This is a genomic window from Tateyamaria sp. GN1-10, from assembly GCF_055693845.1.
On sequence record NZ_JBVFUR010000004.1, the window covers coordinates 2,724,258 to 2,737,885 of the forward strand.

The following is a 13,628-nucleotide window of genomic DNA, read 5'->3' on the forward strand; positions in this document are numbered from 1 at the left end:
TTGCTTGCCCCCTTCAAAAGCGATGCCGAACGCCCAACACAAAGCCCGTCGATCCTGCATCAACTTCGAACACACCATATCCGTCAGAGCGGTGATGCAATCGCACAAATGCGGATCTGTTTGGGTCAGATAGCCCGAACTCAAGCTCGGCCATCCAATGGACGAACAGACGCTGGGACGCGCCATTGCGGTCGATCTCGACCTGTGGAATTTCGGAGGCATAGGACAATCCGAGACCGGCGGCAATCGAACGCACCGCCGTTTCCTGTTCCGGAACATACCGCAGGACAACCGGCACGGTTAATTCAAGAAGATCCTGACGTCCGAAATGCACCGCCAATTGCGCTTCGAATCCATACCGAAAGCGGCTGTCGCCAATTTGGCGATCCCATCCCAGCGCACCGCCTACGAGATGCGAGATCCGCAAACTGAACTTGCCCCGGGAGCAAGGCGTCATGCCATCTGTTTTCGGTCATAGTGCCGACAAACCCAGAAAAATACATCTGTCGCTCGGCGCGCGTTGCAGACACGCTGCACATAAAAAGAAGCAAAATCACCATCATCACACGGGCGTACGCACACAGCGCTATCGCTGATTGATGCATCCAAAACCTCCACCGCAAGTACGTTCAAAGTTTTAACGATGCCATCATGCTTCACCGCCCGTTGATTGTGACCAACCGCACCGGCGGGCAGGCGAGTCACACAGGAACAGAAACCAAAAAAATGGCGCTGCGGGGAGGACGCAGCGCCATTTGGTGGAACAGGCGCGGTTTTCAGCCGATCAAGCCGCCGCCCGGTCCCATCGTCTCGTCATAATGCTGTTTCAGGCGCATCAGGGCGATGCGCAGCACGATCTTGCCGGACCGGGCGGACCAGCCGAGTTGCTTTTCAGCACTCTCGAGCCCTTCCAGGTAACAACAGCAGCGCAGAACAACATCCGACAGGCCAGGACCGAGATCCCGCAAGGCCGCCGCAACACGCGTGCGGGCCCCTTCCGGCCCATTGCCGACACCGCTGTCCATGGCAAACCCACCGCGCCCGCCGCCCGTCAGGAAGCGGTCCCAGTTTTGGGCCACGCGGGGACCCATCTGGGCAAGTTCAAAGTCCTCGCGCAGGCGTTCACCTGCAGTGACAAGATCATCTGAAAGAAACGGTTGCCCCGCCTTGTCACGGCGGCGCGCCAATGCCGTCAGCGGAGATTCAGCGAGGTTGTAGCGTACCTTGCGTGGCTGGCCTGTATCCGTGTCGCGCACCGTACGCTCGCCCCATTGACGGTGCTGGTCTGCGAAGGGTGTTGCAGCCTCGGCAAAGCCCGGCTGCGCGTCTTCAACCTCTCCCATCATCTCGGCAAGGGCCGTACGGCCCGCGGGCGTGATGCGGTACCGCGTAATGCGCCCCGCGCTTTCCGCGCTGATCCAATCCTGAAGCGCCATCGCTTCGGCAATCTTGCGATCAACCACGGCAGTGCGCGTGCTGCTGCCGGTCACGCCATCGCGTACGACGACCGCCTTTTCCATATCAACCGCGACCGCGAGAACCGCCCTCGTTTCACAGAGCCGCCGCAGAATGCGGACAGAATCCTGTGTCATCATGGTGGTGTCTGGACCGTGGTCCCGCGCAAGAGCATTTTGCATTTCCGGATCATCCTTCATGGGCTGAGGTGCAGCCGACGAACGTTTCCGACCCAGAGAATTCCCCAATTTACGCAGCACTGCATCCACCAAAGGATCGTCGCGACGGGTTTCAAACCGCCGGATTTGGCGCAGTACGGTCGAGGCATGACAGCCCGACTTGCGCGCCAGTTCGCGGATCGGCAAACCGGCTTCGGTGTGTGCAAGGTAGTGTACGGCCCCGTCTGGAACCCAGGCAGGCAGGTTCAGGTCCGTCGAGCAGAGTACATCGCTGTGGCGCATAGCTGTTTTCCGTCCTTCTTCCCTTTTTGGGCCCCGAATGTCTTTGTTCGCATCGGGTTATCCACAAAAACATCCACACAACCTAGAGCTGCATTGATTACTGGATCGTTAACATTCATCGATATACGCAGCATTGTTTCCAAAAGATAAACAGTTGCTAAACGAACGTGCGCGGTCAGCTTGACGTGCGCAACACCCGTTCAGGTTGTGCAATGGTTTGCTTGCACTCACCCGACGGGGATCGGGTCGACATCAAGTTTAGGAGACCGGAAATGCAAGATATTCTGACAATGCTAAGCGCACTTCGTCGTCCACGCCTGCTGATGCGCGCCGCGCGAGATCGGAGCGGAAGACTATCGCCGAAACGCGCATCTGCCGCGTCTTCTGGGCTACGGACAGTTGCCCCGCCACGGTGCCGCACTTATGCGCCTGATGGAAATCGAAGGCGACCTGAATGCCCAGCGCGTCAATGACGATTCGTCCTACAGCCTGCTGCGCCACATCGACATCCTGATCGCGATTGTAGGCGAGGCGCGTACGCTGCGGGCAGCACAAAGCGACCCCGCAATCTGATCACATGAAACTGTCAGGCTCTGCCGCTTTCTTTTCGGCCACGTAGGCATCCAGCGCCTCGCACGTGGCAGGGTCCATGGCGGGTTGCTGGTAGTCCGACAGAAGCTTTTGCACCCGAAGCGTGGCCAGCGCGGCCGTATCCCGCGCGCCCTCGTCTTCCCAAGTTTCGAATGGCTTGTAATCCAGAAGGTCTGACTTCCAGAACGCTGACTTGAAGTTCGCTTGCGTATGGGCGCATCCAAGGTAGTGCCCGCCCGGCCCCACTTCTCGAATGGCGTCCATCGCCTGCGCGTTCTCGTCCACCTGCACGCCGGCAGCCAGATGGTGCAGCGTTCCAAGCTGGTCCGCATCCATGACGAATTTCTCGTAAGAGCTGACCAGCCCGCCCTCAAGCCAACCACATGAGTGCAGCATGAAGTTTACACCCGACAGAAGGCCCATATTGAGCGAATTGGCCGTTTCATAGGCGGCCTGCGCATCAGGCAGCTTCGAGCCGCAGAATGACCCGGCCGACCGGAACGGAAGCCCAAGCCGCCGCGCCAATTGCCCAGCGCCATAGGTGATGTGCGATGCCTCGGGCGTGCCAAAGGTGGGCGCACCTGAATTCATATCGATCGAGGTGACAAACGCCCCCATGATGACCGGCGCCCCTGCCCTGCACAGCTGGGAATACGCGATGCCTGCCAGCACCTCGGCCAGCACTTGTGTGAGCGTCCCCGCAACAGACACGGGCGCCATGGCCCCACCCACGATGAAGGGCGAGATAATGCAGGCCTGATTTGCCTGCGCATAGACCTCAAGCGCACCCATCATCACATCATCGAAGGTCATGGGCGAGTTGATGTTGATGAGCGATGTCATCACGGTGTTCTCGGCCACGAAGTCTTTGCCGAACAGAATTTCCGACATCTCGACCGAGATCGCGGGCACGGCTGGGTTCGGTGACAGATCCCATGTAGGGCTTGTCTGACAACGTCATATGGGCGTGCAGCATATCGAGGTGCCGCTTGTTCACCGCTACATCCGTGGGTTCACAGACGGTGCCGCCTGAATGGTGCAGCCATTTCGACATGTAACCCAGCTTCACGAAGTTGCGGAAGTCTTCCATCGTCGCGTAACGCCGGCCGCCACTGGCATCCCGAACAAAAGGCGGGCCATAGACGGGGGCGAGGACAAGACTCTTGCCACCCACCTCAACCGTACGCGCGGGGTTGCGCGCATGCTGGGTGTAGGACGACGGCGCCGTTTCGCACAGCTTACGGGCAAGACCACGAGGGATCCGGACCCTTTCACCGTCTACATCTGCGCCCGCATCGCGCCAACGCTGCAACGCGGCCGGGTTATCGGGGAAATTCACCCCGATCTCTTCCAACACCTTCTCGGCGTTGTTTTCGATGATTTCGAGAGCCTCTTCCGTCAACACCTCGAAATTCGGGATATTGCGTTCGATGAACTTCGCGGTCTCGAAGGACACGGCACTGCGTTCGGCCCGCCGTGCAGCGCCGCCGCCACCGCGTCCCCGTCTGCGTGTCGGTGCCTGTTCCATGCCGCATCCCCTTTTCACATGAATTGATGCCAAGGTGATTACCCTATCCCAAAACCAACGGCGCGCGGTTAGCGTCCATCAAGGGAAAAAAGCGACATCCTCCCTTCTTCTGACAAAAAATACGACGGGGTCTGGGGCAGAGCCACTGTCCGACGCTTGCCACCCCTGACACACATGCCTATTGCACGCACATGACCGACCAGATCCATGACCGCCTTCTCATCATCGACTTCGGTAGCCAGGTGACGCAATTGATCGCGCGCCGCCTGCGCGAGCTGGATGTCTATTGCGAAATCCACCCCTATCAGAACGTCGATGCCGACCTTATTCGGGACATGGCGCCCAAGGCCGTCATTCTGTCCGGCGGACCGGACAGTGTGACGCGTGACGGCTCCCCCGGGCGCCAGACGCCTTGTTCGATATGGGCATCCCAGTTCTGGGTATCTGTTATGGCCAGCAGGTGATGATGCAGCAGCTGGGTGGCCTGGTCGAAGGTGGAAAAATCTCTGGCGGTGGTGGCACGGCAGAGTTTGGTCGCGCGTTTGTTACACCAGAAGGACAGCTTAACCTGCTGGACGGCTGGTTCGGCGATGGCAAGGAACAGGTGTGGATGAGCCACGGCGACCATGTGTCCAAGCTTGCCCCCGGGTTCGAGGTCTATGGCACCTCGCCCAACGCGCCTTATGCGATTACCGCGGACACCACGCGCAACTTCTATGCCGTTCAGTTCCACCCCGAGGTGCACCACACCCCCAAAGGCGCGAAACTTTATGAAAACTTCGTGCGGTTGGCGGGTTTTGCCGGCGATTGGACGATGGGCGCCTACCGCGAGGAAGCAGTGCAGCGTATTCGCGATCAGGTTGGCAACAAAAATGTCATCTGCGCCCTATCCGGCGGTGTCGACAGTTCCGTCGCCGCGGCCTTGATCCACGAGGCTGTCGGGGACCAGCTAACCTGTGTCTTCGTAGATCATGGCCTGCTGCGCAAGAACGAGGCCGAAGAGGTCGTTGGCATGTTCCGCGACCACATGAACCTGCAAGTCATCCACGCAGACGAGACAGAGCTGTTTCTGGGTGAACTTGAAGGTCAGTCCGATCCCGAGACCAAGCGCAAGATCATAGGCCGCCTGTTCATCGACGTGTTCCAGAAATACGCGGACCAGATCGAAGGTGCCGAGTTTCTGGCCCAAGGCACGCTCTACCCGGACGTCATCGAAAGCGTCAGCTTCTCGGGTGGTCCGTCGGTCACGATCAAGTCGCACCACAATGTGGGCGGTCTGCCGGAAAAGATGGGACTGAAACTGGTCGAACCGCTGCGTGAGTTGTTCAAAGACGAAGTGCGCGCCTTGGGCCGCGAATTGGGCCTTCCCGATCACTTCATCGGCCGCCACCCCTTCCCCGGCCCTGGCCTTGCCATCCGCTGTCCTGGAGAGATCACGCGGGCCAAGCTGGATATTCTGCGCGAGGCGGATGCTGTCTATATCGATCAGATTCGCAAACACGGGCTGTATGACGAGATCTGGCAGGCCTTCTGTGCCATCCTTCCCGTGCGCACGGTCGGCGTGATGGGCGACGGACGGACTTATGATTATGCCTGCGCGCTGCGCGCGGTTACTTCAGTCGATGGGATGACGGCAGATTACTATCCTTTCACCCATGAATTCCTTGGTGAAACGGCGACACGCATCATCAATGAAGTTCCGGGGATTAACCGTGTCACCTATGACATTACGTCGAAACCTCCGGGCACCATCGAATGGGAGTAACGCTGGATGGGTTTCTGCGCTGTGCGTCAGAGGCAGAGGCAGCACGTGTGCGTGCAGCGCTGCCCGAGCACGTGCGTCTGACACGGGCCGAACCCGGCTGCATTCGATTCGATGTGTTGCCCACAGACGATCCGTTGGTTTGGACTGTCTCGGAAGAGTTTACTGATCCCGCAGCTTTTGATGCACATCAGTCTCGCGCCTCAAACTCGGACTGGGCAAAAGAAACAGCAGGTATTGCTCGCGACTACGCCATCAAGGGCATGCCATGAGTCCAGTCCTTAGGGCAGCGCTTTGGATGACAGGGTCCATCGCGTCTTTTTCGACCATGGCAGTCGCTGGACGTGAGGTTTCCGACAGCCTCGATACGTTTGAGATCATGATGTATCGGAGCGTCGTTGGCATCGTGGTCGTCTGTGCGTTCGCCTTGTCCACCGGTGCCTGGCGCAGCATCAAGACGGATCGCCTTGGTACACATCTGGTCCGCAACGTCGCGCATTTCACGGGCCAGAACCTTTGGTTCTACGCGGTCACGGTGATCCCACTTGCGCAGGTCTTTGCGCTAGAGTTCACCTCGCCTATCTGGGTGATTGTTTTGAGTCCACTGATATTGGGTGAACGGCTGACCCGCGTGCGCGCACTGGCCGCGATTATGGGGTTCGTTGGCATCCTGATCGTTGCGCGGCCCGACATGGCCGGGATCAACGCTGGTGTTATCACCGCAGCGTCCTCGGCCATCTTCTTTGCGCTCACGATCATGTTGACCAAGCGGTTAACCCGGCACGAAGGGATCACATCCATCCTGTTCTGGCTGACATCCATGCAGTTGGTCATGGGAATCGCCATGGCGGGATATGATGGCGACATCGCCCTGCCCGACCTGCAAACCGGGCCTTGGGTATTCCTGATCGGCTGCGCTGGTCTGTTAGCGCATTATTGCCTAACCAACGCGCTCTCAATCGCACCAGCAACGGTCGTGGTGCCAATAGACTTTATTCGGCTACCGACCATCGCAGTGATCGGGATGCTCGTATATGGCGAAGTCATTGATGTTTGGGTATTTGTTGGCGCGGCCGTGATCTTTGCGGGCAATTACGTGAACATTCTGGTCGAGATCGCGGCAATCCAAAGCGATGTGACCCGAATGTCACAAACTTATGACGCTCCGTCACGAGCGCTTATCTGCCCTAGCGTCAATATTGACGCACACCCCTTGAAAACGGCTTATAGTCCACCAAAGCGCACCCACTCGACATCCACATGTGCGCTGTTTTGGGAGGAAATAGTATGAAAACCCGTCTTTTGACGGTTGCGGCGCTGCTGGCGTCCACCGCATCCGCACACGCCGTTGGCCTCGACCGGTCCGGCCAGCGCATTGGCATCCTGTTCGAGGAAGGCAACCGTGTTGAGCTGAGCTTTGGGTATACTGATCCGTCCGTTGAAGGTCGTTCGCAGGACAATCCACTTTTGGGGCCACTTGCAGATCAGCCTATCGACAACGTCGGCGACAGTTTCCTAATTTGGAACCTGGGTTTGAAGTACGACTTCAACGATAAGCTGTCATTTGCGATCATCTCTGACGAACCCTATGGTTCGGATACTCTGTATCCAGGTTCATCAGCCTCAACTGTTCTGGGCGGCACCGGCGCGACAGTAGACAGCAACGCTGTGACGGCACTTGCTCGTTACAAGTTCAACGACAACTGGTCTGTCCACGGGGGTGTCAGATATCAGGAGGTTTCAGCCGGGGTAACACTGGGCGGCGCAGCCTTTAACGCAAGCCCCTCTCCCACTCCGAACGGGGTCAATGGGTACAGCGGCGTCTTTGAGTCTGATGGCGATGTGGGCTTTGTCCTTGGTGGAGCCTACGAAATTCCAAGTATCGCACTTAGAGTTGCTTTGACCTATAATTCCGGCACTACGCACCAGTTGAGAACAACGGAAACTGTACGCGGTATTCCGACTTCACTAGCAACCGGCGGTGCTGTACCTGATGTAACAACCACAGAAGTGGACACGCCGGAAACGATCAATTTGGATTTCCAAACAGGTATCGCTGCAAACACATTGCTATTTGGTAACATTCGCTACGCTCGGTATAGCGACACAGTAGTGCGGCCCGCGGGCTTTAGCGCATTGACTGGTGGGCGTGCTCTAACAGATCTGGAAGACGGTTACGACTTCGAGATCGGCGTTGGACGTCGCTTCAATGAAAAGTGGTCTGGCTCTGTCGCTGTCGGCTTTTCGACAGTAGGTGACGACAATCTAGTTTCGCCACTGGCACCGACGAACGGCTCGCGCCACATCGCAGTTGGTGCCAAATATGACGTCAACGACCAGTTCGCTATCTCTGGCGGTGTGCGTTACACAATTCTTGGCGATGCAATTTCGGCTCCCGGCGGCAATGCAGTCGCGGACTTCGACGGCAACAACGCGGTCTCTGTCGGCATCAAGTTCGCCTACCAGTTCTGATTCTGTCCCCGCGGGGACAATTCAGAAACCCCGCCCTTCTGGGCGGGGTTTTTCTTTGCGCAGGTTCCGGGTGGCAGAAGATAAGTCGGGCTGACAGGGTACGTCCATGAAAGCACAAAAACTCTCTCTGGACGCGCATGGTCCGAACTACTGCTTCTTGGTCTCATCTGGGGCGCTTCATTCTTGTCCATCCGCATTGCGCTGGATGAAATCGCCCCCCTCACCAGTATCGCACATCGCACCTTCTGGGCCATGTGCGCCCTGTGGCTCGTAGTCTGGTCCATGCGCCTGCCAGTGCCGCGCGATCCGCGCGTCTGGGTCGCTTTTCTGGGCATGGGTGTTCTGAACAACGTTATCCCCTTCGGTCTCATGGCTTGGGGGCAGCTTTACATTGAAACCGGTCTCACCTCGATCCTGAATGCGGCCACGGCCATCTTTGGCGTGATTGCAGCAGCACTCTTTTTTGCGGACGAGCGGATCAGTGCCCGCAAGGCAGTGGGTGTTGTCCTTGGGTTTTTCGGCGTGGCGACTGCGATCGGACTTGAGAACTTCAAATCCTTCGATCTGCGCAGCCTGGCCCAAGTGGCAATTGTGGCCGGCACAGTTAGTTACGCTCTGGCTGGCGTTTGGGGGCGGCACTTCCTGAGTGGTTTACGCCCGCAGGTCGCGGCGGCGGGCATGTTGACGGGGTCCAGCCTGGTAACAGTTCCGTTGGCTTGGATGGTCGATGGGCCAATCAGTCTGAACCTGCAAACCGATACGGTTCTGGCCATTGCCTACTATGCAATCATCGCGACGGCAGGCGCCTACCTTCTCTACTATCGCGTTCTGGCCATGGCCGGATCGGGCAATCTGATGCTGGTAACATTGGTCATTCCACCGGTCGCAATCATCTTGGGTTCAATTGTGCGGGACGAGGTACTGAACCCAAACGCCTTTGCTGGTTTCGCCCTGCTGGCGCTTGGGTTGGCCATCATCGATGGTCGCATCCTCACCCTTCTGCGACGCAGGAGCGTTGACCGCCCCACCCCTCGCGGCTAGGACAGCCCAAACCGGAAAACGGCGCGGGGACCTTGACGACAATGCTTTATCGCGATGCGGACAGCTGGCGGGCCGCTCCGTCGAAACGTGTGCTTGTTTTTGGCATGTCCGGCTTGGGCAAAACACATATGTCCACGACATTGCGCGACAGCGGGAATTGGTTCCATTACTCGATCGATTACCGGATCGGCACGCGCTACATGGGCGAACGCATCACCGACAACGCCAAGGCCGAAGCCATGAAGGTGCCGTTTCTGCGCGATCTTCTGATGTCCGACAGCATCTATATCGGCTCGAACATCACCTTCCATAACCTGAGCCCTGTTTCCACATACCTGGGAAAACCAGGCGACCCGGCCAAAGGTGGCTTGCCAATCGCAGAGTATCGCCGTCGGCAAGAGCAGTTCCGCCTGTCAGAAATCGCCGCGCTTAACGACACCGGCTATTTCGCTGAACGGGCACAGCAGCTTTATGGATACCCCAATTTTATCTGTGACACAGGCGGGTCGATCTGCGAATGGGTCGATCCCAACGATGACAATGACCCCTTGATGACCACGCTAAGCTCTGTTGCGCTTCCGATCTGGATCAAAGGGGACGAAGCACACACTGCCGCGCTGATCGCCCGCTTCGATAAAGCGCCGAAACCCATGGCGTATCAGCCTGACTTTTTGCTGGACTGCTGGTCCGAATACCTTGCCGAAACGGGTGAGGCCGAGGACAAGGTCGATCCCAATGCCTTTGTCCGCTGGACCTACGCCCGCGCGCTGGCACACCGCCAACCACGATACGAGATCGATGTCACGCTGGAGTGTGACAGTGACCGCAGACGACGTGGCCACCCTGAACGGCGAGGCCAACTTTAACGATCTGATCGCAGACGCACTGACCTCTAAACTGCGCAGCGGCTAGGCGACGATCCGGAACAGCTTCGTCGCGCGATCCAGCCAGTTCGCAGCAATCTTGAGCGCATTGGCCGCTTTTTCCAGTTTACGAAGGTCCGCCTTGGCCGCCTTTACCGCGGCACGCAGACGAGCGCCCGCAGTGGATGGCTCGCCTGGGCGCGGTGTTGTCAGCTCAACATACTGCGCGCGCCGCAGCTTGGTCATGCCGCTCCGGATATCTCGGGCCGTCCGCCGCAGCGCCTTTTTCTGGCTCAGATCAGGTTCTTCATCCGCGCGCTCCTCCAACTCGGCCGAGGCTGCACGTCCTACAATCAACAACTCTTCATAAGTTGCCATTCCAATGACATTTTTTTCATAAATCACCTATTCAAATAATCAGCCCTTGAGGGCCTGGACCTGTTTGACCAGCTTGCCAATCTCGGCCGCATCCGGTCGAGACTTTACCTGCTCCAACAAAAGTTGGTGTTGGCGCCAAATGGCCAGCAATTTGACTGACTGCGCCTTGGCCTTCTGCTTTTCAAAGCGCTTGAACTCTTGTTCATACGCCCGCACAGCGGACAGATATCCGGATGTACCCTGTGCGTCCGTCATGCGCCCATAGGCAGCATCCAAACGGTCGAAAGCGTCCAGCATGTCATCGTCACCCTTGATCTCGAAATGCGCGATCAACTCGTAGACGATTATGCGGATTTCAGGATGCGCTGTTGAGACGAGGCGCTCCAGAATAGCGCGACGACGTGCCTCAACCGCCGTTCCGAGCAGGTTGCCCAATGCGCCAAATTGTTCAGCATTTAGGGGTGCGTTCTTGGGCGCCACATTCACCGTTGCAGCAAACTCGGTCAGGCTTTTGTTGAAGGCATTGAAATTGGTGGTCACGTCACCGGCCACCGAAGACCCGGAAATCGCGGACAATGTCGCTGCATAGTCATGCAAGGTTTGTAGCCCCTCTTGCGCAAACTTCGCGTCGCCCCTCTTTTTCGACAGGGTGACCTTTGGCGTCAGATCACAAGGCGCAACCGCCTGATCATCTGGGACTGTGCTGAGATCCAGAGACAGCGCCACATCCTGACAGCCTAGTGGCGCGGCATAGATGTCGCGCCCACTGCGGGCAGCTGCTGCAACGGCCGCGCGCGTTTGCTCGGCAACAGCCCTATCAATCTCCGGTTCGGCAGACTTGGATGCAGCAGCGACTGTTTCTCCGAACGCCTTGACGCCGGGGCCAGCATCCGGCGCGTTGCAGGCAGATAGTGCAAATAAACAAAGGGCAATCAGGCAAAAACGTGCCATCGCAGACCTCCTGAAATCGAACTTTATAAAATATCGTCAACCATCGGTTGGACGTCACACCCCTGTCAAGGTTTGTTTACCAACGCCTACACATCTGGAAACCCGGGCCAGCAACCGCTATCTGATCGCGACCACTGTGAAAGATTGCGATCATGCCTATCAAATTGCCATCCACCCTGCCCGCCTATGACGTTCTGACGAACGAAGGCGTGATGGTGATGGACGATGAGCTGGCAAGTCATCAGGATATCCGCCCGCTGAAGATCGGGCTGTTGAATCTGATGCCCAAGAAGATCCAGACAGAAACACAGTTTGCGCGCCTGATCGGGGCCACGCCTTTGCAGATCGAGCTGACGCTGATCCGTATGTCGGACCACGAGACAAAGAACACGGCCGCCGCGCATATGGAGAGCTTTTACCGCCCCTTTCAGGAGGTGAAGGCGCAGAAGTTTGACGGGTTGATCATTACCGGTGCTCCCATCGAACACCTTGATTTCGAGGACGTGGATTACTGGGCAGAGTTGGAAGAGGTCATGGATTGGACCCAGACCAATGTGCACTCCACATTTGGTGTGTGTTGGGGCGGGATGGCCATGCTGCATCATTTCCACAGGGTGCCCAAACACCTGCTTGGGTCAAAACTGTTCGGCACGTATCGGCATGCGAATCTGGCGCCTGCATCACCGTATCTGCGGGGCTTTTCCGATGACTGCGTGGTGCCTGTCTCTCGCTGGACCGAAGTGCGCGCCGCGGAAGTCGAAGCCGCTGGCCTGCCCGTCTTGCTGGGCTCGGATGTAGCCGGGCCGTGCCTGATCGAGGACCCAGCGCACCGCGCCCTCTACATCCTGAACCATTTTGAATACGACAGTGACACGCTAAAACAGGAATATGACCGCGATCTGGCCAATGTTCAGGTCGAAGGGGCCGAGATCGCCCTGCCGGTCGACTATTTCCCCGGCGATGACCCGACGCACATGCCCACCAATCGGTGGCGCAGCCATGCGCATCTTCTCTATGGCAATTGGCTGTCTGAGGTTTATCTCACCACCCCGTATGACATGAACCGGATCGGCCAGGACCGCACCGATCTGCGGGGGTAAGGACATGAAAACGATGTTGGTTGTTTTGGTCGTGCTGGCCCTTGTCGGCGTTGGAACCGTGCAAGTCCTTGCGCAGAAGCGCGAACGCAATGCGGCAGTTCACTACCCGCCGCAAGGCACGTTGATCGACGTGGACGGCATGGCTGTGCATGTGGAACAAATGGGCAAAGGTCCGGACCTCGTGCTGATCCACGGAGCATCGGGGAACACGCGGGATTTCACCTTTGCCTTTGCCGATCTGCTCAAGGACCGGTACCGGATCACGATCCTCGATCGCCCGGGGCTTGGGTGGAGCGACCGTGCCGGGCCGCAATATGAGCGGATCTGGACCAATGCACACGAGGATCCGATCACGCAGGCGCGTCTGTTGCGTGCAGCAACACAAAAGCTGGGTGTCGAAAACCCGATTGTTCTGGGCCATTCCTTTGGGGGCGTCGTTGCCCTTGCCTGGGCTGTCGAGTTCGATGATCTGGCTGGCATTGTGTCCGTTGCTGGTGTCGCAAACCCTTGGCCAGGCACATTGGACTGGACCTATACGGTTGGCGGGACTGCCTGGGGCGGTGCTTTGGTGATCCCTCTGCTTTCCGCGTTCGTGCCGCAAACCTATGTCGACACTATTGTTGCAGGTATCTTTGAACCGCAGAAGGCCCCGGCCGGGTACCTGGACCACGTCGGATCGGCCATGACCCTGCGCCGCAACACCATGCGCGCCAATACGCGACAGGTGAACTGGCTGCGCCCGCACGTAGTCAACCTGTCCGCGCGCTACGACGAGATCACTGAACCCGTGGAAATCGTGCATGGGGATGCGGACACAATTGTGCCGCTGGACGTGCATTCCATCAAACTGCCCGATCAGATTGCTGGCGCCAACCTTACAGTCCTGCAAGATGTGGGACATATGCCGCACCACACGCACGCCAGCGATGTAATTGCAGCAATTGACCGCGTCGCTACCCGTGCAGGTTTGCGTTAAACGGCTGTGTCGCCCATATTACATGTTAAGAGCAGTAACTTGGGGTCTCG

At 57.9% G+C, this 13,628-nt stretch carries 11 protein-coding genes and 4 pseudogenes; 10 read left to right on the forward strand and 5 right to left on the reverse strand.

Annotation, left to right across the window (positions count from 1 at the left end; all coding sequences use genetic code 11):
* Window positions 1–13: 13 nt before the first annotated feature.
* Together ACZ1HN_RS15385 and ACZ1HN_RS15390 are read right to left on the reverse strand one after the other, a co-directional pair.
* The gene (locus tag ACZ1HN_RS15385) at window positions 14–457 is read right to left on the reverse strand and encodes a hypothetical protein (protein WP_472728134.1); all 444 of its coding nucleotides are present in this window, start codon (window positions 455–457) and stop codon (window positions 14–16) included.
* A 319-nt stretch (window positions 458–776) separates the two neighbouring features.
* Window positions 777–1,916, reverse strand: a complete 1,140-nt coding sequence (locus ACZ1HN_RS15390) for a DUF6456 domain-containing protein (protein WP_472728135.1) — start codon at window positions 1,914–1,916, stop codon at window positions 777–779.
* A 290-nt stretch (window positions 1,917–2,206) separates the two neighbouring features.
* Between ACZ1HN_RS15390 and ACZ1HN_RS15395 the strand changes: the two genes are divergently transcribed.
* Both ACZ1HN_RS15395 and ACZ1HN_RS15400 read left to right on the forward strand, forming a co-directional pair.
* Window positions 2,207–2,389 carry a hypothetical protein gene (locus ACZ1HN_RS15395; protein WP_472729333.1) on the forward strand — a complete coding sequence of 61 codons (183 nt, stop codon included), beginning with the start codon at window positions 2,207–2,209 and terminating at the stop codon, window positions 2,387–2,389.
* Entirely contained in the window at window positions 2,316–2,489 is a 174-nt protein-coding gene (locus ACZ1HN_RS15400) for a DUF6477 family protein (protein ID WP_472728136.1), read from the forward strand. The genes ACZ1HN_RS15395 and ACZ1HN_RS15400 overlap by 74 nt, the downstream gene beginning before the upstream one ends.
* Here ACZ1HN_RS15400 and ACZ1HN_RS15405 read toward each other — a convergent pair.
* Window positions 2,490–4,035 (reverse strand): annotated as a pseudogene (locus ACZ1HN_RS15405) (trimethylamine methyltransferase family protein). It lies immediately after the preceding gene.
* 191 nt (window positions 4,036–4,226) lie between these two features.
* Between ACZ1HN_RS15405 and guaA the strand changes: the two are divergent.
* From guaA to ACZ1HN_RS15435, 6 genes and pseudogenes are all read left to right on the forward strand, one after another.
* Window positions 4,227–5,800, forward strand: a pseudogene (guaA, locus tag ACZ1HN_RS15410) (glutamine-hydrolyzing GMP synthase).
* Window positions 5,791–6,069 carry a putative quinol monooxygenase gene (locus ACZ1HN_RS15415; RefSeq protein WP_472728137.1) on the forward strand — a complete coding sequence of 93 codons (279 nt, stop codon included), beginning with the start codon at window positions 5,791–5,793 and terminating at the stop codon, window positions 6,067–6,069. Before guaA ends, ACZ1HN_RS15415 begins: the two are co-directional and overlap by 10 nt.
* A pseudogene (locus tag ACZ1HN_RS15420) lies at window positions 6,066–6,911 on the forward strand (DMT family transporter); the annotation flags it as partial. The gene ACZ1HN_RS15415 and the pseudogene ACZ1HN_RS15420, both read left to right, overlap by 4 nt.
* Before the next feature lie 173 nt (window positions 6,912–7,084).
* Complete coding sequence (locus tag ACZ1HN_RS15425; protein ID WP_472728138.1) at window positions 7,085–8,269, forward strand: OmpP1/FadL family transporter; 1,185 nt, start codon at window positions 7,085–7,087, stop codon at window positions 8,267–8,269.
* A 90-nt stretch (window positions 8,270–8,359) separates the two neighbouring features.
* Complete coding sequence (locus ACZ1HN_RS15430; RefSeq protein ID WP_472729334.1) at window positions 8,360–9,310, forward strand: DMT family transporter; 951 nt, start codon at window positions 8,360–8,362, stop codon at window positions 9,308–9,310.
* Between the two features lie 41 nt (window positions 9,311–9,351).
* Window positions 9,352–10,222: pseudogene (locus ACZ1HN_RS15435) on the forward strand (ATPase).
* Here ACZ1HN_RS15435 and ACZ1HN_RS15440 read toward each other — a convergent pair.
* Both ACZ1HN_RS15440 and ACZ1HN_RS15445 read right to left on the reverse strand, forming a co-directional pair.
* Window positions 10,219–10,551 carry a hypothetical protein gene (locus ACZ1HN_RS15440; protein ID WP_299597012.1) on the reverse strand — a complete coding sequence of 111 codons (333 nt, stop codon included), beginning with the start codon at window positions 10,549–10,551 and terminating at the stop codon, window positions 10,219–10,221. The pseudogene ACZ1HN_RS15435 and the gene ACZ1HN_RS15440 sit on opposite strands and share 4 nt — an antisense overlap.
* A gap of 39 nt (window positions 10,552–10,590) precedes the next feature.
* Complete coding sequence (locus tag ACZ1HN_RS15445) at window positions 10,591–11,502, reverse strand: hypothetical protein (protein ID WP_472728139.1); 912 nt, start codon at window positions 11,500–11,502, stop codon at window positions 10,591–10,593.
* Between the two features lie 152 nt (window positions 11,503–11,654).
* Between ACZ1HN_RS15445 and ACZ1HN_RS15450 the strand changes: the two genes are divergently transcribed.
* Window positions 11,655–12,602: a homoserine O-succinyltransferase gene (locus ACZ1HN_RS15450; RefSeq protein WP_472728140.1), complete on the forward strand. Its 948-nt coding sequence runs from the start codon at window positions 11,655–11,657 to the stop codon at window positions 12,600–12,602.
* A gap of 4 nt (window positions 12,603–12,606) precedes the next feature.
* On the forward strand, window positions 12,607–13,578 hold the full coding sequence (locus ACZ1HN_RS15455) for an alpha/beta fold hydrolase (protein ID WP_472728141.1): 972 nt from the start codon (window positions 12,607–12,609) through the stop codon (window positions 13,576–13,578).
* Window positions 13,579–13,628 lie beyond the last annotated feature (50 nt).